Origin of the sequence: Streptomyces sp. TP-A0874, assembly GCF_001748085.1 — a bacterium.
In the GTDB taxonomy this organism is placed as follows: Bacteria; Actinomycetota; Actinomycetes; order Streptomycetales; family Streptomycetaceae; genus Streptomyces.
Genome location: NZ_BBZK01000004.1, coordinates 319091 through 342353 on the forward strand (window position 1 = coordinate 319091; position 23263 = coordinate 342353).

At 72.3% G+C, this 23263-nt stretch carries 18 protein-coding genes and 1 tRNA gene; 8 read left to right on the forward strand and 11 right to left on the reverse strand.

The window, feature by feature from the left end; genetic code table 11:
- Nucleotides 1-141 precede the first annotated feature (141 nt).
- The 5 genes from idi to BGP73_RS05490 all read left to right on the forward strand — a co-directional run bounded on the left by idi (nt 142) and on the right by BGP73_RS05490 (nt 6219).
- Entirely contained in the window at nt 142-768 is a 627-nt protein-coding gene (gene idi, locus BGP73_RS05470) for an isopentenyl-diphosphate Delta-isomerase (protein ID WP_069812328.1), read from the forward strand.
- 134 nt (nt 769-902) lie between these two features.
- A complete protein-coding gene (locus BGP73_RS05475; RefSeq protein ID WP_069812329.1) occupies nt 903-1742 on the forward strand; it encodes an enoyl-CoA hydratase/isomerase family protein in 840 nt (279 codons plus the stop codon).
- A 118-nt stretch (nt 1743-1860) separates the two neighbouring features.
- Complete coding sequence (locus BGP73_RS05480) at nt 1861-2727, forward strand: SCO6745 family protein (RefSeq protein WP_069812330.1); 867 nt, start codon at nt 1861-1863, stop codon at nt 2725-2727.
- A 91-nt stretch (nt 2728-2818) separates the two neighbouring features.
- Entirely contained in the window at nt 2819-5158 is a 2340-nt protein-coding gene (locus BGP73_RS05485) for a Tex family protein (protein ID WP_069812331.1), read from the forward strand.
- A gap of 92 nt (nt 5159-5250) precedes the next feature.
- Nucleotides 5251-6219 carry an FAD-dependent oxidoreductase gene (locus tag BGP73_RS05490; protein ID WP_069812332.1) on the forward strand — a complete coding sequence of 323 codons (969 nt, stop codon included), beginning with the start codon at nt 5251-5253 and terminating at the stop codon, nt 6217-6219.
- A gap of 117 nt (nt 6220-6336) precedes the next feature.
- Here BGP73_RS05490 and BGP73_RS05495 read toward each other — a convergent pair whose 3' ends face one another.
- Both BGP73_RS05495 and BGP73_RS05500 read right to left on the reverse strand, forming a co-directional pair.
- Nucleotides 6337-8256: a Xaa-Pro dipeptidyl-peptidase gene (locus BGP73_RS05495; RefSeq protein WP_374701121.1), complete on the reverse strand. Its 1920-nt coding sequence runs from the start codon at nt 8254-8256 to the stop codon at nt 6337-6339.
- Nucleotides 8257-8367: 111 nt separating this feature from the next.
- Complete coding sequence (locus BGP73_RS05500) at nt 8368-9381, reverse strand: oxygenase MpaB family protein (protein ID WP_079127219.1); 1014 nt, start codon at nt 9379-9381, stop codon at nt 8368-8370.
- A 132-nt stretch (nt 9382-9513) separates the two neighbouring features.
- On the opposite strand from BGP73_RS05500, the gene BGP73_RS05505 reads away from it, so the two are divergent.
- Nucleotides 9514-10245: a MerR family transcriptional regulator gene (locus tag BGP73_RS05505; RefSeq protein WP_069812334.1), complete on the forward strand. Its 732-nt coding sequence runs from the start codon at nt 9514-9516 to the stop codon at nt 10243-10245.
- Between the two features lie 43 nt (nt 10246-10288).
- Here the strand turns inward: BGP73_RS05505 and BGP73_RS05510 are convergent, their stop codons facing one another.
- The 3 genes from BGP73_RS05510 to BGP73_RS05520 form a co-directional block, all read right to left on the reverse strand.
- Nucleotides 10289-12472: a 3-hydroxyacyl-CoA dehydrogenase NAD-binding domain-containing protein gene (locus BGP73_RS05510; RefSeq protein ID WP_069812335.1), complete on the reverse strand. Its 2184-nt coding sequence runs from the start codon at nt 12470-12472 to the stop codon at nt 10289-10291.
- Nucleotides 12473-12510: 38 nt separating this feature from the next.
- On the reverse strand, nt 12511-13725 hold the full coding sequence (locus BGP73_RS05515; protein WP_069812336.1) for an acetyl-CoA C-acetyltransferase: 1215 nt from the start codon (nt 13723-13725) through the stop codon (nt 12511-12513).
- 96 nt (nt 13726-13821) lie between these two features.
- Entirely contained in the window at nt 13822-14976 is a 1155-nt protein-coding gene (locus tag BGP73_RS05520; RefSeq protein ID WP_069812337.1) for a CaiB/BaiF CoA transferase family protein, read from the reverse strand.
- A 278-nt stretch (nt 14977-15254) separates the two neighbouring features.
- Here BGP73_RS05520 and BGP73_RS05525 point away from each other — a divergent pair, with 278 nt between their 5' ends.
- Nucleotides 15255-15668, forward strand: coding sequence for an SsgA family sporulation/cell division regulator (locus BGP73_RS05525; RefSeq protein WP_069812338.1), 414 nt, complete (start codon nt 15255-15257; stop codon nt 15666-15668).
- 169 nt (nt 15669-15837) lie between these two features.
- Nucleotides 15838-15911: transfer RNA gene (locus BGP73_RS05530), tRNA-Met, on the forward strand.
- A 160-nt stretch (nt 15912-16071) separates the two neighbouring features.
- Here the strand turns inward: BGP73_RS05530 and BGP73_RS05535 are convergent.
- From BGP73_RS05535 to BGP73_RS05560, 6 genes are all read right to left on the reverse strand, one after another.
- Complete coding sequence (locus BGP73_RS05535; protein ID WP_069812339.1) at nt 16072-17049, reverse strand: acyl-ACP desaturase; 978 nt, start codon at nt 17047-17049, stop codon at nt 16072-16074.
- Between the two features lie 193 nt (nt 17050-17242).
- A complete protein-coding gene (locus BGP73_RS05540) occupies nt 17243-18289 on the reverse strand; it encodes a threonine/serine dehydratase (RefSeq protein ID WP_069812340.1) in 1047 nt (348 codons plus the stop codon).
- Nucleotides 18290-18442: 153 nt separating this feature from the next.
- The gene (locus BGP73_RS05545; protein ID WP_069812911.1) at nt 18443-18706 is read right to left on the reverse strand and encodes a WhiB family transcriptional regulator; all 264 of its coding nucleotides are present in this window, start codon (nt 18704-18706) and stop codon (nt 18443-18445) included.
- A gap of 93 nt (nt 18707-18799) precedes the next feature.
- On the reverse strand, nt 18800-19210 hold the full coding sequence (locus tag BGP73_RS05550; protein ID WP_069812912.1) for a hypothetical protein: 411 nt from the start codon (nt 19208-19210) through the stop codon (nt 18800-18802).
- A 98-nt stretch (nt 19211-19308) separates the two neighbouring features.
- On the reverse strand, nt 19309-20520 hold the full coding sequence (locus BGP73_RS05555; protein WP_069812341.1) for a damage-control phosphatase ARMT1 family protein: 1212 nt from the start codon (nt 20518-20520) through the stop codon (nt 19309-19311).
- Between the two features lie 276 nt (nt 20521-20796).
- Entirely contained in the window at nt 20797-23238 is a 2442-nt protein-coding gene (locus BGP73_RS05560) for a glycoside hydrolase family 3 N-terminal domain-containing protein (RefSeq protein ID WP_069812342.1), read from the reverse strand.
- Nucleotides 23239-23263: the final 25 nt, after the last annotated feature.

A 23263-nucleotide genomic window follows, 5' to 3' on the forward strand; every position in this document is an offset into this window, starting at 1 on the left:
GATTCCGGGGCCGGTCCGGCCGCTCCGTTCGGCCGATGGCCCCAGCCGAGGAGCCCTTCCGGGGGCATGCGGACGCCGCCGAGGAGATCCGGGGCGTCGGGTGCGGCAGACTGTCCGGCATAGTCCAACCAAAGGATGGCCATGCCGACCACACCAGCCACGACGGCCGACACCTCCTCCTCGTACCGTCCTGAGGAGGGCGCCCCTCCGTCGAACGGCTCCGCAGCCCCGATCATGCTCGAACTGGTCGACGAGAGCGGGACGACGATCGGCACCGCTGAGAAGCTCTCGGTGCACGTCCCGCCTGGCCGGCTGCACCGGGCCTTCTCCGTCTTCCTCTTCGACACCTCCGGACGGCTGCTCCTCCAGCAGCGGGCAGCGGGGAAGTACCACTCCCCTGGTGTCTGGTCGAACACCTGCTGCGGGCACCCGTACCCCGGGGAGGCGCCGTTCACCGCGGCCGCCCGGCGCACGGCCGAGGAACTCGGTGTCTCCCCGCAGCTGCTCCAGGCGGCCGGCACCGTCCGCTACAACCATCCCGATCCTGCCTCGGGGCTGGTCGAGCAGGAGTACAACCACCTCTTCGTGGGGCTGGTCACCGCCGAGCCGAAGCCGGATCCGGGGGAGATCGGGGAGGTCGCCTACGTGACGCCCCGGGAGCTGGAAGCGCTGCACCGGCGGCAGCCGCTCTCGGCGTGGTTCACCACCGTGCTGGACGCCGCGCGCCCCACCATCCGGGAGCTGACCGGCCCGTCGGCCGGTTGGTGACCCGCCGCCGGCAGTCGGCCTGGGGCCGGCCTCCGCGGCCGGCCCGGGGGCCCCTCGCCAGCGGATCGGCCCGGCCGACGGGCGCGACACCGGGGCCCGAACCGACCCGGGCAGCACATCGATAGCATCTCCCCATGGTGTTCGCTGATCCCATCGAGCCGAACGGTTCCACCCCTTCCCTCCACCTCGGCCTCCGCGCGGGCGTCGCGACCATCACCATCCACCACCCCGCCAAGCGCAACGCCATGACCAGCCGGATGTGGCGGGAGCTCCCTCGGCTACTGGAGCGGCTGGCCGCCGACCGAGCCGTCCGGATGCTGCTGTTGACCGGTGCGGACGGCACCTTCTGCGCCGGCGCCGACATCAGCGAACTCGGCAGCTCCGACCCGGCGACCGGGGAACAGCAGCCGCCGACCGAGCCGGCCGAAGGGCCCCAGGGGCTGGCGGCGGCGGCCGAGGCCGCGCTCGCCGCCTTCCCCAAGCCGACGCTCGCGGTCGTCCGCGGTCACTGTGTGGGAGGGGGCTGCCAACTCGCCGTCGCCTGCGATCTGCGGTTCGCCGCGGAGGACGCCCTCTTCGGCATCACCCCGGCCAGGCTCGGCGTCGTCTACCCGGCCGGCGCGACCCGTCGGCTCGCCACCCTGGTCGGCCCGGCGGCCGCCAAGTACCTGCTGTTCTCGGCCGAACTGGTCGACGCGGAACGCGCCCTGCGCACCGGTCTGGTGGACGAGGTACTGCCCGGCTCCCGACTCGACGACCGGGTGGCCCGGTTCACCGAGCTCCTGACCTCCCGCTCGCTGCTCAGCCAGTCCGCCGCCAAGGAGTTCGTCGGTGGGCCGGCCACACCGGAGCGGATCGCGTACTGGTCCGCCCAGGAGCACGCCAGCGGGGATACCGCGGAAGGGGTGGCGGCGTTCCTCGAACGGCGTGCACCGCGATTCGACTGGCCCGCGGAGCCCGGTTCCCCACGATGAACCGGTTCGCCGTGCCGTGGATCCCGCTGCACGGGCGCTCGACGACGTGTGTCCCCACCTTTCCGGCCACTGCCGGATTCCTTCGCCGCAGCCCCTACTTATCGGTAACGTGCCGGCCATGAGCATACTTCTCCCCGCAGGCGCCGGTCGGCGGTGTCACAACGCCCTCAACCCCCTGCACTCGGTGGTCTACTTCTCGCCCGAGTTCACCCAGGAGCTCGCCAAGGTGGGGCTCGACGACTGGAGCGCCGCCTACTTCGCCGGCCGCGCCGCCGCCCTGGGCCCGGTGGGCGCCGGGACGGTGGCGGCCACCTTCTACAACTTCAACCCCGCGCAGATCCGCCGGTTCGTCCCGAGTCTGTGGCGGACCGCCTCCCCGGAGACCGTGCTCGAGGCGCGGCTGCGCTCGATAGACGCCGCGCTCCGTCGGCTGCTGGGTGAGGAGACCACGACTTCCCGGGAGATGGCCGAAGCCGCCGAGCTGGCGCTCCGTGCCACCGAGGCATGCCTGCCGCACGCCCGCCCCCTGTACGCCGCCCACGCGGACCTGCCGGTTCCCGAGCAGCCGCATCTGGCCTTCTGGCACGCCGCGACACTGCTGCGGGAGTACCGCGGCGACGGCCACCTGGCGCTGCTGCTCGCGGCGGGGCTCGACCCGGTGGAGGCGCTGGTCAGCCACACCGCCAGCGGCCGGGGGATGCGGCCCGCCTGGGTGCTGCGCACCCGCGGCTGGACGGAGCAGGACTGGACAGCCGCGCAGCAGCGGCTGCGGGAGCGCGGGCTGCTGGCGGACGACGGCGAGCTGACCGAGGCGGGCGAGGCGCTCCGCAAGGAGTTGGAGTCGGAGACGGACCGGGTGGACCGCGCCCCCTACGAGCACCTGGGCGCGGCCGGCGTCGAACGCCTCACCGAACTGGCCGGCGGCTGGACGATGACGGCAGTGGGCGCCGGGGCCTTCCCCAGCGATCTGTTCGGCAAGAACTGACCGCGCCGCCCGCTCCGCCTGTCGGTGTCTCCTGCGAGAATGCACCGCAGGAGACACCCGACGGGCCAGGACAGGGCGGAAACGAAGAATCGTGACGACGTCGATCGAGAGCAGGATCGCCGAGGAGCTCGGCGTACGGGAACGGCAGGTGAAGGCGGCCGTCGAGCTGCTCGACGGGGGGTCGACCGTGCCCTTCATCGCGCGCTACCGCAAGGAAGCGACCGAGATGCTGGACGACGCCCAGCTGCGCTCGTTGGAGGAGCGGCTGCGCTACCTCCGGGAGTTGGAGGAGCGGCGCACGGCCATCCTGGAGTCGGTGCGGAGCCAGGGCAAGCTCGACGCCGAGTTGGAGGCCCGGATCCTGAGCGCCGAGTCGAAGGCCCGGCTGGAGGACATCTACCTCCCCTACAAGCCGAAGCGCCGTACCAAGGCGCAGATCGCCCGGGAAGCGGGGTTGGAGCCGCTCGCCGACGGCCTGCTCGCCGACCCCTCGGTCGAACCACGCGCCGCCGCGGCGGCGTTCGTGAATTCCGAGAAGGGTGTGGCGGACGCGGCGGGGGCCCTGGAGGGCGCCCGGGCGATCCTCACCGAGCGGTTCGGTGAGGACGCCGACCTGATCGGCGAGCTCCGGGAGCGGATGTGGTCCCGGGGCCGGCTGGCCGCCCGGGTGCGGGAGGGCCAGGAGGAGGCGGGCGCCAAGTTCGCCGACTACTTCGACTTCGCCGAAGGGTTCACCGAGCTTCCCTCGCACCGGGTGCTGGCTATGTTCCGGGGCGAGAAGGAGGAGGTTCTCGACCTCTCCCTGGAACCGGAGGAGTCCGAGGGGACCAGCGCCTACGAGCAGTCGATCGCCCGCCGCTTCGGCATCGCCGACCGGGGCAGGCCGGCGGACGGCTGGCTGCTGGAGACCGTCCGCTGGGCCTGGCGCACCCGCGTCCTGGTCCACCTCGGCATCGATCTGCGGCTACGGCTGCGGCAGGCGGCCGAGGACGAGGCGGTGCGGGTCTTCGCGGCGAACCTGCGCGATCTGCTGCTCGCGGCCCCGGCGGGCAGCCGGGCCACGATGGGTCTCGACCCCGGGTTCCGGACGGGTGTGAAGGTCGCGGTCGTCGACGCCACCGGCAAGGTCGCCGCGACCGAGACGATCTACCCGCACGTGCCCCGTCAGCAATGGGACGCCTCCCTGGCGGTGCTCGGCCGGCTGGCCGAGCAACACGGCGTGGAGCTCATCGCCATCGGCAACGGCACCGCCTCCCGGGAGACGGACAGGCTGGCTGCCGACCTCGTCAAGGCGCGGCCCGAACTGAAGCTGACCAAGGTGATGGTCTCGGAGGCCGGCGCCTCGGTGTACTCCGCCTCGCCCTACGCCTCGCAGGAACTGCCGGAACTGGACGTCTCGCTGCGCGGTGCGGTGTCGATCGCCCGACGGTTGCAGGACCCGCTGGCCGAGCTGGTGAAGATCGACCCGAAGTCGATCGGCGTCGGCCAGTACCAGCACGACCTCTCCGAGGTGAAGCTGTCCCGCTCCCTGGACGCGGTGGTGGAGGACTGCGTCAACGGCGTCGGCGTGGATCTGAACACCGCCTCGGCACCGCTGCTCAGCCGGGTCTCCGGCATCAGCGCGGGACTCGCTGAGAAGATCGTGTCGCACCGTGATGAGAACGGGCCGTTCCGCAGCCGGAAGAGGCTCCGGGACGTGCCGCGGCTGGGGCCCAAGGCCTACGAGCAGTGCGCCGGCTTCCTCCGGATCACCGGTGGTGACGACCCGTTGGACGCCTCGAGCGTGCATCCGGAGGCCTATCCGGTGGTCCGGCGGATGGTGGCCTCGGTCGGTACCGGGGTCAAGGAGCTGATGGGCGACGGCGCGCTGCTGCGCCGGCTGCGCCCTGAGGAGTTCGTGGACGACACCTTCGGTCTCCCGACCGTCACGGACATCCTCAAGGAGCTTGAGAAGCCGGGCCGCGACCCGCGGCCGGCCTTCCGGACCGCTTCCTTCAAGGAAGGCGTGGAGAAGCTCGCGGACCTGCAGCCCGGCATGCTGCTGGAGGGGGTCGTCACCAACGTGGCGGCCTTCGGCGCCTTCGTCGACGTCGGCGTCCACCAGGACGGTCTGGTCCACGTCTCCGCGATGTCCCGCTCCTTCGTCAAGGATCCGCGGGAGGTGGTGAAACCCGGTGACATCGTGCGGGTGAAGGTGCTCGGCGTCGACATCCCGCGGAAGCGGATCTCGCTGACTCTCCGGCTGGACGAGGAACCCACCGCCACCGGCGGTGACGAGAACGCCGGTCGCCCGCCTCAGCAGCGCGGCGGACGGCGCCAGGCCCGAGGAGGGCAGCAGGCCCGAGGTGGCCAGCAGGGCGGGAAGCCCCGGGGGCCGGCGCCGGCGAACGACGCGATGGCCGAGGCCCTGCGCCGCGCCGGGCTCGCCTGACCGGACGCCCGGCACCGCCCTTCCGCGGCCGGCCCCGTTGACCCGATCACCACCCGGACCGTCAGCCCCCGCCAGCGGTAGCGTGCTGCGGTATGGACAGTGATGCGATCGTCATCGGGGCCGGGGTGATCGGGCTGACCACGGCCGTCGTCCTGGCCGAGAGCGGCAGCCGGGTGCGGGTCCGCACCGCCGAGGAGCCGCGGCAGACCACCTCGGCGGTGGCCGGCGCCCTGTGGTGGCCGTACCGCATCGAGCCCGAGGACCGGACGGCGGGCTGGTCGCTGCGGACCCTGGAGGTGTTGACCGGGCTCGCGGACCATCCCGAGGAGACCGGGGTGCGGATGGTCACGGGGACGATGGCCGGGAGCGAGACGGCCGGTCTGGGTGAGTGGGCCGCCGCCGTGCCCGGGCTGCGCTCCGCCGTCCCCGAGGAGTTGCCGGCCGGCCAGGACCAGGGGCTTCGGGCCACGCTTCCACTCGTCGACATGCCGACGCATCTGGACTACCTCCGCCGACGGCTGACGGCGGCGGGGGGTGTGGTGGAGGAGCGGGGCCCGCTCCGTCCGGGATCCTGGCAGGACCTCGCGGAGTCCTCCGGGGCGGTGCTGAACTGTTCGGGGCTCGGCAGCCGGCAGTTGGTGCCGGATCCCGCGGTGCGTCCGGTCCGGGGGCAGCTCGTGGTGGTGGAGAACCCGGGTGTCCGCGAGTGGTTGGTGGCGGCCGACCCGCGCTCCTCGGAGACGCTCTACCTCTTCCCGCAGCCCTACGGTCTGGTGCTCGGCGGGACTGCGGGCGAGGACGACTGGGAGTTGGCCCCGGATCCCGCGACGGCGGAGGCGATCCTGGACCGGTGCGCCCGGGTCCGCCCCGACCTGCGGGGAGCCAAGGTGCTCGCACACCGGGTGGGGCTGCGGCCGTCGCGGGTCGGCGGCGTGCGGCTGGAGCAGGAGCGGCTGCCCGGCGGCGGCCTCGGCGTCCACAACTACGGCCACGGTGGCGCCGGCGTGACGGTGGCCTGGGGGTGTGCCGAGGAGGCTGCCGGGCTGGCTGCCGCCGGCTGAAGACCCGCCGAACCGAGCCTCCGGGGAAGGGGGAAGTCGACACTCCTTCCGGGGCTCGGTTCGGTCCATCCGCCGTCCGCCGGTAGGTGGAGCAGGACCGCCGGGCGGAGGGGGCCTTCACGGCACCGGTGGGGCGGCGTACACACCGGGGAGACCGCGGAGCGCGGCGGTCTCCGCCCCGCCCGGCCGCAGTAGGCTGCCTCCGGTGGCCCGGGCGAAGGCGTCGGCGCCCCCGACGAGGGGAAGTCGGGCCGAGGTCCGCGCCAGATCGACACTGAGCCGCGGAGTGGAAGCCGGCGGGTCGATGAATCCCCCGTCGGTGCCCGCGACGACCAGAGCCAGCCGGTGCCCGGCGGGCACCACGTGGTCGCTGGGGTGCAGGGCGATGGTGATCGAGTAGCTCTCACCGGGCGTCAGCGGACGCCCGGTGCCGTCCCCCGCATGGTTGCCGAGATCCGCCCAACCTCGGCTGAAGACGGTGTAGTCGACTTCGGCGGTGCTGGCGCGGGTCTTCTTGTAGCAGGCACTGTCGGCTCCGGAGCTCTCTCCCCAGCAGTCGGTCTCCGGGAGCGTGCTGATGCCCTCGCCGGAGTCCGCGTAGTCCCGGATGGTGTCCGGACCGAGGTCGACGAGGACCGCCGAGAGGTGGGCGCTGTCGGTGGAGGCCCTCGCGGTGACGGTCACCTCTCCGGCGCCCGAGAGCCGCAGGTCCCGGCTGAGCGGCGCGGTGCGGAAGCCCACCTTCTCCGGTGTCGACATATCGATGTTCGCGGCCCATTCGGTCTCGCTCGACGTCGGGTCGTCGGTGAACGACTCCTCAAGGCCGTCGCGGGCCGGCTCCAGACTCAGGGTGCCCACCCCGGCGTCCTCGCCGATGTCGGGCAGCAGGGTGGTGGTCCGGGCGTCCGCGGACGGCCACGACCGGTGGGTCGTCCATCGGTCCGGCGCTGTTTCGACGTCCGCCATCGGTTCCCGGTCGATGCCGTTGTCGTAGCCCATCAGCTCGTGGTCGAACCAGCGGTGCAGGGTGCTGACCCATTCGGCGCGGCGGAAGTCGAAGGGGTCGACGTGGCCGGTCTGGCTGAGCCAGATCTTCCGCCTGACGCCCTGTTCGGCGAGGGCATCCCACCACTGGCCGAAGTGCTTGGCGCGGACGTTGAGGTCCTGTAGGCCATGGACCACGAAGACGCTGGCGTGCACCCGGTCCGCGTTCGGCGGGTAGTCGCGTTGCCGCCAGAGCGGGGTCAGGTCGCCGCTGCGGGGTGCCCCCTCGACCAACCGCTGCTGCACCGCCTGGCAGCGCCCTCGGGCCGCGGGGCTCTCGACGTAGTCGGAGAGCCAGTCGGGGCCGCTGTCGTAGAGCGGCGCGCCCTCGGCGAAGTAGTAGTCGTACCAGGAGCTGATGGCGCCGATCGGGACGATGGTCTTGAGCCCGGCCACCCCGGTGGCGGCCACCGCGTTGGCGATGGTGCCGTCATAGCTCTTACCGATCATTCCGGTCGATCCGTCGGACCAGTCGGCTCGGACCGTTTCACCGCCGGCGGGCCGGCTGTAGCCGCGGGCGCGGCCGCCGAGCCAGTCCACGACCGCCTTGGCCGACCGGACGTCCGACGGCCCGCCCACGTCGACGCACCCGTCGGAGCGGTTGGTGCCGGCGAGGTCCACCAGGACCACGGCGTAGCCGCGCGGCACGAAGTAGTTGTCGTAGTAGAGCGGGAACTGAAGGGGGGCGCCGTCGGCGTCGTAGGTCTTCCGCTGGCTCTCGTTGCCGCGCCCGCAGCAGGAGTAGTAGGGACTTGCGTCCATGATGGCGGGGACACGCCGCCCCTGTCGCGCGGGCTCGAGGGGTCTGATCACGTCGACGGCGACCCGGTCGGGCCGTCCGTCCGAGTCGCCGTCCAAGCCGGTGTCCACCCACACCGACTCGCGTATCGCGTCTTCGTAGGAGTAGACGGGTCTGCTCTCCTGCGGTGCGGCGGCCTGGGCCGTGCCGGTGGGAGGGACGAGTAAGGCCGTCAGCGCACCGACGGCCGTCAAGACGATTCTCCGTTGGATGCGGGTGCTCCGCGCACGTATCAGCACGGGCGGGACGCTACCGGCCGCTCACCGAGGGCAAAAGGACGGAAAAGCGGCTTCCGACGGCCCGTTTCAGCCATCCGGCTCGGGCTCGGCTCCCGTCCCGAAGAGGCCGTCGCCCGGGGAGGGCGGCCGTCCGGTCACCCGGAGCGCCGGCCACTTCCTGCGCCCGGCCGCCCGCGCCGGCCCCAGGCCCGTCCGGCGGGCTTCCCGGCGGGCCTCCCGGGCGATCGGAAGATAGCGCAGCCGCTCCGGCAACACGGGTACCACGGCCCGCACCGCCTTGCCGAGGCGGCGCAGGGCCCGCTCCTGCCGCTCGGTCCACTCCAGGCCGATCGCCTCCCGGGCTTCCGGGGGCATCAGTCCGACGGTCAGGAAGCGGCGCGCCCGCGTCAGCGGGGGCAGCAGCACGGGCCAGGCCGCCCGGGCCAACTTGCGCAGCACCGCCGGACCGCGGTCCGGCGGTGGGACGGAGAGGTCGAGGGAGGTGAGCTCCTGGCTGATCCGGGTCGGTTCGATCACGTCGCGCAGCATGGCGCGGTAGTACGGCCAGAACTCCTCCGGCGACCGCGGCATGTCCTGGTCCCGGAGGCCGAGGATCCGGCCGACCCGCAGCCACTCCGCGTAGAGCTGGCGCTCCTGGGCGGGGCTGAAGGGGCGGCCCAGGTAGCGCTGGGCGTGCTGGTAGACCGGGAAGCCGGTGGCGTGCACCCAGGCGTAGACGTCCGGAGTCAGGGCCCGGTAGGGACGGCCATGGGCATCGGTGCCCTGGATGGAGGCGTGGAGGCGACGGAGCCGGCGTCCCTCCTCTGCCGCCCGCTCTCCGCCGTAGACCCACAGCTGGAGGGAGCGGAGCGAGCGCTCGGCTCGCCCCCAGGGGTCGGTGCGGAAGACCGAGTAGTCGTCCACCCCGGCGCTGACCGCCGGGTGCGCCACCTGCATCACCAGCGCGGCGGGCAGCGACATCACGGCCCGGAGGTCGCCCGCGATGCTCCACAGCACGCCTCCGACCGGCGGCGGGGCCGGCGTGGACCGCTCCGCCTCGCCCGTCCCGCCGCTGGTCCCGATATCGTTCTCCCTGGTCACACCGCCCCCAGCGAACTTGTGGCCGGCTTCCTGGGTACCCCCCGTCGGGCGTCCCACTCCAGCCCCCGGTACATCGACCGTAGTCTTGGCTCACCCGGGATCTTTCCGCCAACCAGAGAGCGAGGCCAGCCCATGCCCCAGCCGCTCGCAGCCGACGGGCTGACGGTAGACGAGCTGGCCGCCCGGGCAGGCGTGACGGTCCGCACGGTCCGCTTCTACGGCACCCGGGGGCTCCTGCCGCCCCCGGAGATAGGCCCGCGGCGGGTGGGCCGTTACGGTTCCCGGCATCTGGCGCGGCTGGCCCTGATCGAGGAGCTCCGGAACCAGGGGATGACGCTCGCCGGCGTCGAGCGCTACCTGCGGCGGTTGCCCCCCGATCTGCACGCCCAGGATCTGGCGATCCACCGGGCGCTGGTGGCCTCCTGGGCCCCGGAGTCGGCGGAGGAGACGACCCGGGAGCAACTGGAGCGGCGGGCCGGGCGCCCGTTGGAGGAGGACGACGTCGAGCGGCTGGCCGCGATGGGCGTCCTGTCCCGGACCGCTGAGCCCACCGTCTTCGAGGTGGACGCCGGCATCCTCCATCTGGGGTTGCGGCTGCTGGACCTGCCGGTCGGCCTGGAGACGATACGGGCGGCCCGGCAGGTGGTCCTCGGGCACACCAGGGAGGCCGCCCGTGAGTTGAGCCGCCTCTTCCACGCGGAGGTGTGGGAGCCCTACCGGCTGCGCGGCAGCGAACCGGACGACGACGATGAGGCGATGCGCACGCTGTCGGCCCAGATGCAGCCGATGGTGGTACAGGCGCTGGTGACGGCCTTTCAGCGCTCGATGCGGGAGGAGCTGCGGGCCTCACCCCGGGAGGAGTGAGCCCCGCAGCAGACGGGCACCGCGCGCCTCGGCGCGGCGCCGCTCATCGCTCGTCGGTGAAGCTCTCTCCCCGCTCGGCCTTCTCCACCAGCAGTCGGGGCGGGGCGAACCGGTCGCCGTAGGCCTCCTGGAGTTCGCGGGCACGGGCCACGAAACCGGGCAGGCCACCCTCGTAGCCGTTGATGTACTGGAGGACCCCGCCGGTCCAGCCCGGGAAGCCGATGCCGAGGATCGAGCCGATGTTGGCGTCGGCCACCGAGGTGAGGACGTTCTCCTCCAGGCAGCGGACGCTGTCGATGGCCTCGACGAACAGCATCCGCTCCTTCAGGTCGGCGAACGTGACCTCCTCCGGCGTCCGCCGACCCGACAGGAAGTGCTCACGCAGACCCGGCCAGAGGCCGGCCCGCTCACCGTCCGCGTAGTCGTAGAAGCCGGCGCCCCCGGCCCGGCCGGTCCGTCCGAACTCGTCGATCATCCGGTCGATCACGGCTTCGGCCGGGTGCGGCTGCCAGGTGCCGCCCGCCTCCTCGACGGCGCGTCGGGACTCCTCGCGGATCCTCCGCGGCAGGGTGAGCGTCAGCTCGTCCACCAGCGACAGCACCTTGGCCGGGTACCCGGCCTGGGCGGCGGCCTGCTCGACGGTGGCGGGGTCGATGCCCTCCCCGACCATCGCCACACCTTCGTTGATGAAGTGTCCGATCACCCTGGAGGTGAAGAACCCGCGCGAGTCGTTGACGACGATCGGCGTCTTGCGGATCTGCCGCACCAGGTCGAAGGCGCGGGCCAGCGCCTCCTCACTGGTCCGCTCGCCCTTGACGATCTCCACCAGCGGCATCTTGTCGACCGGGGAGAAGAAGTGCAGGCCGATGAAGTCCGCGGGGCGCTGGACGCCTTCGGCGAGCATGCCGATCGGCAGCGTCGAGGTGTTGGAGCACAGCAGCGCGTCCGGCTCGACCACCCCCTCGATCTCCTTGAAGACCTCGTGCTTGACGGAGGGGTCCTCGAAGACCGCCTCGATCACCGCTTCGCAGCCGGCCAGTTCTGCGGGGTCGGTGACCGGGGTGATCCGCGCCAGCAGGGCGTCCCGCTCCTCCTCGGTGGTGCGTCCCTTGGCCACCGCCTTCGCCAGCAGCCCGGCGGAGTAGGCCTTGCCCCGCTCGGCGGCTTCCCGGGAGACGTCCTTGAGAAGGACCTCCATCCCGGCCCGCGCGCAGGAGTAGGCGATTCCGGCGCCCATCATCCCGGCGCCGAGCACGGCCACCTTGCGGACGGTGCGCGACGCCACCCCGCTCGGCCGGCCGGCCCCGGAGTTCACGGCCTGGAGGTCGAAGAAGAAGGCCTGGATCATGTTCTTGGCGGTCTGGCCGATGACCAGCTCGGTGAAGTAACGCGCCTCGATGACCTGGGCCGTCTCGAAGTCGACCTGTGCTCCCTCGACGGCGGCGGCGAGGATGTTGCGCGGCGCCGGGTACGGTGCGCCCGCGGTCTGCTTCTTCAGGTTCGCGGGGAAGGCCGGCAGGTTCGCCGCGAACTTCGGGTGGGACGGGTCGCCGCCCGGGATCCGGTAGCCCTCGGTGTCCCAGGGTTGCCGGGACTCCGGGTTGGCGTCGATGAACTCGCGGGCCAGGGTCAGCATCTCCTCCCGGCTGCTCGCGACCTGGTGGACGAGACCGGCCTCCCGCGCGCGTACCGGGCTGTACCGGGTGCCCTGCAGAAGGACCTTCAGCAGCGCGTCGGCGATGCCGAGCAGCCGTACGGTGCGGACGACTCCGCCGCCGCCCGGCAGGAGCCCGAGGCTCACCTCGGGGCATCCGATCTTGGAGCCCGGTGCGTCCAGGGCGATCCGGTGGTGGCAGGCGAGCGCGAGCTCGAAACCGCCACCGAGGGCCGCGCCGTTGATCGCGGCGACCACCGGCTTGCCGAGCGTCTCCAGACGTCGCAGGGCGCGTTTGACCGCCATCCCGGAGTCGAACGCCTGCTGCGCCTGCTCCGGCCCGAGGCTGCGGAGGTCCCGCAGGTCGCCGCCGGCGAAGAAGGTCTTCTTCGCCGAGGTGACGATGACGCCCCGCACCGTGTCCGACTCGGCCACCAGGCGGTCGACGACGGCCGACAGCGAGGAGCGGAAGGCTGCGTTCATGGTGTTCGCGGACTGTTCCGGATCGTCCAGGACGAGGGTCACGACCCCGGTGTCGTCCTGTTCCCAGCCGATGGTGTTGATCTCGCTCATAGGGGGTTCTCCGTAGCTCAAGGGGTACCGGGGGCGCGTCAGAGTCGCTCGACGACGGTGGCGATGCCCATACCGCCGCCGACGCACAGGGTGGCCAGGCCGTAGCGCTGGTCGCGCCGCTCCAGTTCGTCGATGAGCGTGCCGAGGATCATCGCCCCGGTCGCGCCGAGCGGGTGTCCCATGGCGATGGCGCCGCCGTTGACGTTGACCTGCTCCAGGTCGAGTCCCATCTCCCGGACGTAGCGCAGGACCACGGCCGCGAACGCCTCGTTGATCTCGACCAGGTCGATGTCCTCGATGGTCAGCCCGGCTTTGCGGAGCGCCTTGTGGGAGGCGGGTGCGGGACCGGTCAGCATGATCGTCGGATCGGCCCCCGACACGGCGGCCGAGAGGACGCGGGCGCGGGGGGCGAGTCCGTACCGCTCCCCCACCTCGCGGTTGCCGATGGCCACCAGCGCCGAACCGTCCACGATGCCCGAGGAGTTGCCGGCGTGGTGGACGTGGTCGATGGACTCGAGCCAGTGGTACTTCTGCAGTGCCACCGCGTCGAAGCCGCCGGCCTCGCCGATCTTCGCGAAGGAGGGCTTGAGGCCGCCGAGGCTCTCGGGCGTGGTCCCCGGCCGCATGTGCTCGTCCTGGTCGAGGACGACGAGACCGCTGCGGTCGCGGACCGGCACCACCGAACGGTCGAAACGGCCCTCCTTCCAGGCGGTCGCCGCCCGTTCCTGGGAGAGCGCGGCGAAGGTGTCGACGTCCTTTCGGGAGAGCCCCTCCAGGGTGGCGATCAGGTCGGCTCCCACCCCCTGCGGAACGAAGGACGTCTCGTGGTTGGTCATGGGGTCCATGGCCCAGGCGCCGCCGTCGGAGCCGATCCGGACCCGGGACATCGACTCGACCCCACCGGCGAGCACGAGGTCCTCCCAGCCTGAGCGCACCTTGGCCGCGGCGAGGTTGACGGCTTCCAGGCCCGAGGCGCAGAAGCGGTTCTCCTGCACCCCGGCGACGGTGTCCGGTAGGCCGGCGGCGATGGCCGCGGTCTTGGCGATGTCGGAGCCCTGGTCGCCGATCGGGCTGACGACTCCGAGCACGACATCGTCGACGGCGGCCGGGTCGAGGTCCGGGAAGCGGCGCAGGATCTCGTGGATGAGGCCGACCACGAGGTCGATCGGCTTGGTTCCGTGCAGGGCGCCGTTCGGCTTCCCTCGCCCGCGCGGGGTGCGGATGGCGTCGTAGACGTACGCGTCGGTGGTCATTTCTCCAGCAGCCTTTCGGAGCTCACGGTCGGGGGAAGCGGTCGGGCGGGGGCAGTGGGGCTGCTCAGCCGAGGGTAGGGGGCCGCCAGCGGGTCATCAGCCGGATTCATCCGCCGGTGGCGGGTGCCGCTCCCGCAGCGCGGGCACATCCCAGTCTCGGGCCACCTCGGCGGAGTCCGCACCCGGCCTCGCCGGCGGTCTGCGCAGCGCCGTGGGGGTCGCCGAGAAGCGAGGGGCCGGTGCGGGCTGGACGATCCCGTCCTCTTCGGTGAAGGTGGCGCGGGCCGAGAGATGCGGGTGGTCAGGCGCCTCCCGGAGTGAGAGCACGGGCGCCACGCAGGCGTCCGAACCTTCGAAGACGGCTGTCCACTCCTCGCGGGTGCGGGTCCGGAAGCGGGCGGCGAGGGCCGCGCGGAGCTCCTCCCAACGGGCCGGGTCGCTGCGGTCCGGCAGTTCCTCGGCTCCGCCGAGGAGTCGGGTGAACTCGGCGTAGAACCGATCCTCCAGGGGGCCGACCGCCATGTGACCACCGTCGGCGGTCTCGAAGGTTCCGTAGAAGGGTGCGCCGCCGTCGAGGAGGTTGACTCCCCGGCGATCCTGCCACCTGCCGGCGGCGAGCATGGCGTGGATCATGGCTCCGAGGTGCGCGGTGCCGTCGACGATCGCCGCGTCGACGGTCTGCCCCGTCCCGGAGGTGCGGGCGTGCTGCAGCGCGGCGAGCACGCCGACGACGAGGTACAGGGACCCGCCCGCGTAGTCGCCGAGGAGGTTGGCGGGGACGGTCGGCGGGCCGTCGGCCGGACCGATCATGCCCAGCGCCCCGGTGACGGCGATGTAGCCGATGTCGTGTCCGGCCCGCCGGGCCAGTGGCCCCTCCTGCCCCCAACCCGTCATCCGCCCGTACACCAGACGCGGGTTGCGGGCCAGACACTCCTCCGGGCCGATCCCCAACCGCTCGGCGACCCCCGGCCGGTACCCCTCCAGCAGGATGTCGGCACGGGCCGCGAGGTCGAGGGCGGTGGCCACCCCCTCGGAGGTCTTGAGATCGAGCAGCACCGAGCGCTTGTTCCGGTTGGTGAGGTCTACCGCCGGATCGACCCCCAGGCCGGAACCGCCCGGACGGTCGACGCGCACCACGTCGGCGCCGAGGTCGGCGAGGAGCATCGCGGCGAACGGCGCCGGTCCGATGCCGGCCAACTCCACGACGCGTACTCCGGCCAACGGGCCCGGCCCGGCTGCTGCGGCTGCCATCAAGGCTCCAGCTCTGTGACAGTGTTGATGTAACATCAGTGATGTTAAGAACGTGTTCCACTTCGCACAAGCCTCATCCTCCCTCACTCCCCCGGCGGCGCCCCGCTCCGGCCCCGCCACCGGCCCCCGTGACGGATCTCACCTCCGCGGAACGAACACCGGAAGGCCGCCCGACCGTCAGAGAGGTGAGGGCGTCGGCCGAAGACGGCGGAGGACGAAGGACCACCGCCGACCTCGGGCGCCCGCTGGGAGAACCTGAGCGATCGAGGAGGCAGGCGTTGTCCCAACTCATCGAGCGAACGGTCGGAGCCGGACTCATCGGGACCGGATCAGAGGTCACCGATGTCTCCGCGTTGCTCCGCTATGCCTGCCGCGATCCCCTGGCGGTCACCATCAGCTTCCCTCCGCAGGCCTCGCTCGCCGGCTCCGACGTCTCCTGGGTCTTCGCCCGGGACCTGCTCGCCGCCGGCCTGCGGAAGCCCTCCGGGGAAGGGGACATCCGGGTGCAGCCGGTCAGCAGCGCGGTCACCGTGCTGGAGTTCCACGCACCCGAGGGGATGGCCCTGGTCCAGCTCAGCACCGCGGAGCTGCGGCGCTTCCTCGACCACTGCTACGCCATGGTCCCGTGGGGCCGGGAAGAGCCGTGCCGGAACCTGGACCGGGAACTGGCGGCGCTGCTCCGTCGTCCCTGACCTTCTGACCGCTCGGACCGCAGCCGCCGGTGCCGGGGAGGGCACGCCGGCCACCGGCGGCCCACGGTTCCGGGAACGGGCGGACACGGCTGCGGCGTCGGGGATCGTCGACAGCCGACGATCCCGATTTGGCGATGCGGCGGCCGCCCCGTAGAGTCAAGGTCAACGACGCGGGGTGGAGCAGCTCGGTAGCTCGCTGGGCTCATAACCCAGAGGTCGCAGGTTCAAATCCTGTCCCCGCTACTGGAAAGGGAAGGACCGGTGCCCAGGCACCGGTCCTTCCCTCTTTTTCACCGTCGCCCCACCCCGTGATCCGCCCCGGGCGCCCCGGCGGCCAGTCGTGGTTCCGACCGCCCCCGGCGCCCCGCCCGTCGAACGGCGGCGCCGGGGTCGGTCAGGGTTTTCAGCCGGCGGCTTCCCGACGGGCCGCTCGGCGTGCGAGGAGCGCCTCACGGCGCTCGTCGAACTTGGTGGCCTGTCCGTCCAGGCCCTCCATGAACAGGCCCAGTTCCTCCTGGGCGGCGAGCCCCTCCGGCCCGAGTCCGGAGATGTCCAGCGCCTTCAGGAAGCGCAACACCGGCTGGAGCACGTCGTCGTGGTGGATCCGCAGGTTGTATATCCCGCCGATGGCCATCTGGGCGGCGGCCCGTTCGAAGCCGGGCATGCCGTGCCCCGGCATCCGGAAGTTGACGACGACGTCACGCACCGCGGCCATGGTCTGGTCGGGGGCGAGCTCGAAGGCCTTCCGGAGCAGGTTCCGGTAGAAGACCATGTGGAGGTTCTCGTCGGTTGCTATCCGGGCCAGCATCCGGTCGCACACCGGGTCGCCGGAGTGGTGGCCGGTGTTTCGGTGCGATATGCGGGTGGCGAGTTCCTGGAAGGCCACGTACGCCACCGAGTGCAGCATGCTGTGGCGGTTGTCCGACTCGAACCCCTCCGACATGTGCGCCATCCGGAAGCGTTCCAGCTCGACCGGGTCGACGGCTCGGGTGGTCAGCAGGTAGTCCCGCATGACGATGCCGTGCCGGCCCTCCTCCGCCGTCCAGCGGTGCACCCAGTTGCCCCAGGCGCCGTCGCGGCCGAAGAGGGTGGCGATCTCATGGTGGTAGCTGGGCAGGTTGTCCTCCGTCAGCAGGTTCACCACGAGGGCGGTTCGCCCGATCGCGCTGACCTTCGACTGCTCCGGGGCCCACGGTTCGCCGCCCATGACACCGTCGAAGTCCCGCCCCTCACTCCAGGGAACGTACTCGTGCGGCATCCAGTCCTTGGCGACGGTGAGGTGACGGTTGAGTTCGGTCTCGACCACCTCTTCGAGGGCGTAGAGGAGTCGGGCGTCGGTCCATGTCTCCGAGGTCGCGAGAGGGCTGGGGCTGATCGTCACAGAGGCTCCTGGGGAGGCGAGGGTGCACCTACGGCTCCGTAGGTTACGTAGCCGTAGGTTAAGCCCAGGCCAAGGCAGTGGCCAAAGTGAGGGAACTTTGTCCGCATGACGGGCGGATCGCTCGGTCCGGGTCGCCCGGGGCGACCGGAACGAACCGCCACCGCCTGCCGGGCCGCCAGGGCTGACAAAGACGTCAGCTGTCGGCCCGTCCCACCAGATCGGCGGGGTCGGTGTTCGCTCCGCAGAGCACCACGCACACCTTCTCACCTGCGGCGGGCCGGTAGCCCCGGATTGGCGCCCCCGCCGTCCGCTCCTGGCCCGGCGGCCGGGACCATCCGGCCGTGAGGGCGGCGAACGCGGCCGCGGTGCCGTGCTCGACGGCGATCCGGCAGTGGTCCCACAGCTGTTGCCGGGCCCGCAGGATCCCGGTGTCCGGGACGGTCAGGGAATCCGCCCCCACCTGCCGGGCCGCGTGCAGGGCCAGGGCGGAGACACGGCGGGCGCCGAGGGAGTCCGCCGCCACCGAGTCGACCGGGACGTCCACCGGTGAGCCTGCCTCCAGCGCGGCGTTCAACGCCCGGCAGTTCTCCGGCTCCACCGCCACGGTCCGCACCCCGTGCTCGCGGGCCGCGGTGGCGACCCCGGCGAAGAGTCCACCGCCACCGACGGCGACCAGCACCGTGTCGAGGCCGGGGAGCTGGGAGCACACCTCCTCCAGCAGGGTGCCGGCGCCGGCCGCGATCAGCGGATGGTCGTACGCCTGCGAGGTGAGCGCCCCGGTCTCGGCGGCGAATCGCTCGCAGGCGGCCCGGGACTCGGCGTACTCGGTGCCCACCTGCCGGACCTCGGCGCCGTAGGCGCGCAGTCCGGCGACCTTCACCGCGGGGGCGGTGGCCGGGACGAAGACGGTGGCGGTGACCCCCTGCTGCCGGGCGGCCCAGGCACAGGCGAGTCCGGCGTTGCCCCCGGAGGCGATAGTCACCCCCGCCTCCGGCAGGGTCCCCGCCTCTCGGTGCGCCAGTAGGAAGTTCTGCGCCCCACGGGCCTTGAACGACCCGGTGTGCTGCATGAACTCGAGCGCCAGCCAGACCTCACCGGGCCCCTGTGGGACGTCGGGTCCCAGGCCGTCCCGGCTGCCTTGGGACGCGTCCGGGTCCAGCCGGGCCAGGGTCACCTGCCGGACCCTGCCCGCGATCCGGCCGGCCGCGGACCTGACATCGCCGTACGTGAGCTGCTGCACGGTTCGCTCCTGGGCGAGGGGTTCCCGCCGGACGTCGGAGCCGGCCGGTGCCGATGCGTCGATGCGTCGATGCGTCGGGCCAGCACACTCTACGACCGCACCCGGCGGGGCCGAGGTCCGCCCCGGTGGCTCCGGACCAGGCGAGGCGGAAGCTCAGGCGGCGGTCTGTCCGCCGGACCGGCGCAGGTCCCGCCGTTCCTGCTCCGACAGCCCGCCCCACACTCCGAAGCGCTCGTCGTTCTCCAGCGCGTACTGCAGACACAACGCGCGCTCGGAACACTCCTGGCACACGCGTTTGGCCTCCCGAGTGGAGCCGCCGGCCTCCGGGAAGAAGAACTCCGGCCCGATCTGCGCGCAGAGCGCGCGTTCCTGCCAGTCCGGAACGTCCTGCGCCGGACTGATGAAGTCGATCAGCATGCAGCCACCCTGGTGGTGGCGGATCAACATCTCATCAACGTTCGATGAACGCCACCGGGCCGCGCCGGCGGAGGGGCCCGGCCCCGGCGGGCCTCAGGGCTCCATACCACTGGCCCTGGCGATGGACTCGACCTCGCGCCGGTCCCGCTCGCGTTGGTCCACGGCCCGCTCAGCGGCCGTGCCCGGCCGAAGGCGCTCGGCATCCGGCCCCTGGTCGGCCGCATCCTCCGCGATGTCGATGACCACCTGTTCCTCGGTGAAGTCCAGCATGCCCATCACCGTGCGCAGCTCCCGCTGGAACTCCTCGGTGAACAGCGCCTTGTCCTCCGCGGTCATCTCGATCTGGGTGTCCCCGCCGCCCTGGGAGAGGGCGGTGTTCAACGCCTGGAGGATCTTCATCAGCAACTGGTGCGACTCGGGGGCCATGCGCTCCGCCAGTCCGTCCAGGTATCGCTGGAGTTCGTTGGCCCGTTTCCGCCTCTCCGCCTCATCCATAGTCGACATCATTGCGAATTTCCGCTTTTTCCGGTGGATTTCCGATCCCCTCCCACGCATGTCCCGTTCCGGTCGCCGGCCCGCCCGCCGTCCGCCCGATCGTCCGTTCAGAAGCGGACCTGCACCAGGGCGTAGGAGCCGCTGGTGCGCCAGTCCTCACCGGTGGCCTCCAACTCCTCGAGCAGCGTGCCGCCGAGGCCGGTCACGACTTCGGACTTCAGGGTGCGGAGCGCAGCCACCGGGCCGGGGAAGTAGGCCGTGGCACGGCTGAACGGGGTCGTGGCAGGCCAGAGCCGGTCACCGACCAGCCGCCGGTAGTTCAGATCGCCCTTCATGAGGGTCAGGGAGGCGGAACCGAAGTCGGCCCGCAGATCATCGGGCATCTCCGAGTAGGGCAGTGGAGCGCAGGAGAACGGGTGGGCGCGCGGCACGAGCCGGCCCTCGGCCAGCGCCCGCCAGAGCCGCCCGCCGGCCTCCCCCGCGGCGCCGGACTCCCCGCGGAGCCGCCGCAGGCAGTCGAGGAGGTCCTCGGGCGTGGCGTCGGACACGTAGTAGGGGTGCGGTTTGAGGTGCAGCAGGACGTCGGCTGCCTGCCCGGAGGTCAGCAACTGGTCGATCAGCACGAGATCCCAGAGGAGTTCCCGACCGGCGTTGTCGGCGACGAAGACGAGCCTCCCCCGCTGCTGACCGGTCTCCGTCAGCAGAGCTCGCAGTTCGGTCCGGTCGTCGGCGATCAGATTCTGCTCGGTCTGCCGCTGCGACGGCCCGTCGCCGTCTCCCGCCGTGATCTGGAAACCGAGGTCCGCCCGATTGCCCCAGACCGAGCCGCTCAGCAGGGCGTCGGTCCGGGCGTCCGCCGGACGGGCGCACAGCGAGTCCAGCACCGCGAGCTCCCCGCCGACCGCGTCCCCGCTCAACTCGGCCCGCTTGGCCGGGGCGAAGAAGTCGATTCCCCGCCACGGGCCGTCGGCGGCGAAGTATCCGGTGGCCTCCTGGAGTCGGCGGTAGAAGTAGCTCTCGGCCCAGAGGAACGGCGCGTCGGCCCATCGTTCGCCGTAGTGGCCCCGGTCCCAGCGGCCGTTCCAGAGTCCCGCGCCCCGGGCACTCGACGGCAGCGGCTCGATCCTGCCGTTCAGAGTCTCGTCGAGCAGTTGTTCCAGCGCCGCTCGGTGCTCGGGGCCGTAGGGGAAGCGTTCCTCGATCCGCCGGACCAGGGGCGGATGCCGGTGGTGCCAGACGCTCCAGGGGAAGGCCGAGGGATCGTTGCTCACGATCACCGGGGCGCCGCCGCCGTTGCGGATGCCCTCGCCGCCGTCCATTCCCGCTCCCCTCCTCCGCCGCTGCCCGCCGGCCCTTCCCTCCGCGTCGAAGTCGGTGCCGAGGCGGAGGCCGGAGGCCGGTACCCAACGGACAGGACCGTATCCGGGAGCGGGGCCGGTGGACGACGGGTTGATCGGCGTGTCAGTGCCGCTCATCGACCGGTGGGGCCGTTGCACCCAGGCGGAGGAGTTCGGCGGGCAGGAGGACGGACGGTTGCTCCACGTCTCCGCCGATGCCGCCGGATCCCGGACCCCGGCGGCATTCGGCGGGCACGGCTACCGGACGAGCGCCTCGCAGCGGAGCCGCCGGCGGTGGTCCACCGTCCGCTCCTCACCGGTCAGCCGCAACCGGACGGTGTGCCGGTGCAGTTCGCTCGACGCCGACAGCCGCAGTTCCAGATCGCCGGGCTCGACCACCCGGCTTCCGGTGCGGCCGGTGAACGACGTCAGGTCGGTGTGCACCTTGAAGGCGACCTCCGCCCGCTCCCCCGGTTCCAGCGGCACCCGGGCGTAGCCGAGCAGCCGCACCACGGGCCGGGTCACCTGGGCGGCCGGATCGTGCAGGTAGAGCTGGACCACCTCGGTGCCGGCCCGGTCGCCGGAGTTCCGGACGCTGAGCGCCACCGTGACCTCGCCGTCGGTGGGCAGCTCGATGGCCGACTCGCCGCCCTCCGGTACCGGTGCGCCGTCGACCCGCACCCGGGTCCAGTCGAACGAGGTGTAGGACAGGCCGTGACCGAAGGGGAAGAGCGCCGTCGGGTCGACGGAGCTCCCCTCGTGGCGCCGGCCGAGCCGCGGCGCCAGGTAGCCGGTGGACAGCCCGCCCGGTTCCCGGGGCACGCTGACCGGCAGCCGTCCGGAGGGACACACCCGCCCCGAGAGCACTCCGGCCACCGCGGGCCCGCCTTCCTCTCCCGGGAAGAAGGACTGGACGGCGGCGGCCAGCCGCCCCGTGTAGCGGCCGAGGGCGTAGGGCCGTCCGGTGAACAGCACCAGCACGACCGGTGTCCCGGTGGCCAGCAGTTCGTCCAGCAGCCGTCCCTGGACACCGGGCAGGGCGAGGTCCTCGGCGTCGCATCCCTCACCCGAGGTGCCGCGTCCGAAGAGCCCGGCGCGGTCGCCGAGGACCGCGACGCACACATCTGCCTCGCTCGCGAGCCGCACCGCGGTCGCCAACCGCCCGTCCTCCTCGTCGCTGACCCCGCAACCGACCGCGTGGTCGACCGTCGCCGCGGGGAGTTCGGCCCGCAGCGACTCCAAGAGGGTGGGCACCTCCAGCCCGAGCGGGACGTCCGGGTGCTGACCGCCCACGTGGCTCGGGAAGGAGTAGCAGCCGAACATCGCGGCCGGGTCGTCGGCCAGTGGTCCGACGAGGGCGATCCGGGCTTCGGAGGGCAGCGGCAGCGCCCCCGTGTTGGCCAGCAGTACCACCGACTGCTCGGCCACCTGGCGGGCGAGTGCCCGGGCCTCCGGCCGGTCGAGGTCGACGGTGCCACCGGCGGGCGGCGTGGCGGGGGCCGGAGCGTCCAGCCGGTCGCCGTCGGTCGGGTCCGCCGGCCCGGGGCCGGCCGGGCGCAGGGCGTCGGGGACCGGGTCCCAGTCGGGGTCGAGGAGTCCGAGTTCGCACTTGTGCCGCAGGACCCGCAGGACCGAGCGGTCCACCAGTTCCTCCGGGAGCCCCCCTTCCCGGACCGCCTGGTGCAGCGGTGCGCCGTAACAGCTGGTGTCCGGGAGTTCCACGTCCACCCCGGCGCGCAGGGCCAGTTCGGCGGCGGCCGCGGCGGAGTCCGCGACCCGGTGCAGGGACTCCAGGAAGGACACCCCGAAGTAGTCGGCCACCACGGTGCCGGTGAACCCCCAGACGTCCCTGAGCAGGCCGGTGAGGAGTGCCCGGTCGGCGGCGGCCGGTACGCCGTCCACCTCGGAGTAGGAGTGCATGACCGAGCGGGCGCCGCCCTCGCGCAGGGCCATCTCGAAGGGCGGCAGCAGGACGTCCGCCATCTCGCGCGGTCCCATGGAGACCGGTGCCTGGTTCCGGGCGGCGCGGGAGGCCGAGTAGCCGACGAAGTGCTTGAGGGTGGCGATGACGCCGGCGGACTGGAGGCCGCTGACGTAGGCAGAGCCGAGGGTGGCGACCAGGTAGGGGTCCTCCCCGATGGTCTCCTCGGTGCGGCCCCATCTGGGGTCCCGGGTGACGTCCAGCACCGGCGCCAGTCCCTGGTGGATGCCGACCGAGCGCATGTCGGCACCGATCCGCTCGGCCATCCGCCGCACCAGTACTGGGTTGAACGTCGCGCCCCAGGCCAGCGGGGTGGGGTAGACGGTGGCCTGCCAGGCGGTGAAGCCGGCCAGGCACTCCTCATGGGCGATGGCCGGGATGCCGAACCGGTTGGCGGCCGCGATCCGGGCCTGGGTCCTGGCCAGCACCCCCGCGCCCTCGGTGGGGTCGACGGGCGCGGTGCCGAACGGGCGGGTCAGCTGTCCGAGGCCGGGTGCGGCGATCTTCTCCCAGTCGATGCGCTCGGCGCCCTTGCCGGCCATCAGTTCGTGCTGGTGTGGTGCGACATCGGCGCCGGAACCGGCGCCTCCGGGCCAGATCGAACCGAGCTGGGCCAGCTTCTCCTCCAGCGTCATCCGCCGCAGGAGGTCCGCCACTCGCTCGTCCACCGGGAGTGTGACGTCCTGCCAGCGGGCGAGGTCCTCGTGGTCGTTGGGCATGCCCGTCCTTTCCGTTCCGTGCGGG

Excerpts from the sequence above, each read along its gene's own strand:
- BGP73_RS05520 (WP_069812337.1), bottom strand. The coding sequence starts at position 14,976 with ATGGCAGCCGCAGCAGCCGGGCCGGGCCCGTTGGCCGGAGTACGCGTC.
- BGP73_RS05515 (WP_069812336.1), bottom strand. The coding sequence starts at position 13,725 with ATGACCACCGACGCGTACGTCTACGACGCCATCCGCACCCCGCGCGGG.
- BGP73_RS05480 (WP_069812330.1), top strand. The coding sequence starts at position 1,861 with ATGAGCATACTTCTCCCCGCAGGCGCCGGTCGGCGGTGTCACAACGCC.
- BGP73_RS05505 (WP_069812334.1), top strand. The coding sequence starts at position 9,514 with ATGCCCCAGCCGCTCGCAGCCGACGGGCTGACGGTAGACGAGCTGGCC.
- idi (WP_069812328.1), top strand. The coding sequence starts at position 142 with ATGCCGACCACACCAGCCACGACGGCCGACACCTCCTCCTCGTACCGT.
- BGP73_RS05560 (WP_069812342.1), bottom strand. The coding sequence starts at position 23,238 with ATGCCCAACGACCACGAGGACCTCGCCCGCTGGCAGGACGTCACACTC.
- BGP73_RS05490 (WP_069812332.1), top strand. The coding sequence starts at position 5,251 with ATGGACAGTGATGCGATCGTCATCGGGGCCGGGGTGATCGGGCTGACC.
- BGP73_RS05510 (WP_069812335.1), bottom strand. The coding sequence starts at position 12,472 with ATGAGCGAGATCAACACCATCGGCTGGGAACAGGACGACACCGGGGTC.
- BGP73_RS05545 (WP_069812911.1), bottom strand. The coding sequence starts at position 18,706 with ATGCTGATCGACTTCATCAGTCCGGCGCAGGACGTTCCGGACTGGCAG.
- BGP73_RS05555 (WP_069812341.1), bottom strand. The coding sequence starts at position 20,520 with ATGGACGGCGGCGAGGGCATCCGCAACGGCGGCGGCGCCCCGGTGATC.
- BGP73_RS05550 (WP_069812912.1), bottom strand. The coding sequence starts at position 19,210 with ATGTCGACTATGGATGAGGCGGAGAGGCGGAAACGGGCCAACGAACTC.
- BGP73_RS05475 (WP_069812329.1), top strand. The coding sequence starts at position 903 with ATGGTGTTCGCTGATCCCATCGAGCCGAACGGTTCCACCCCTTCCCTC.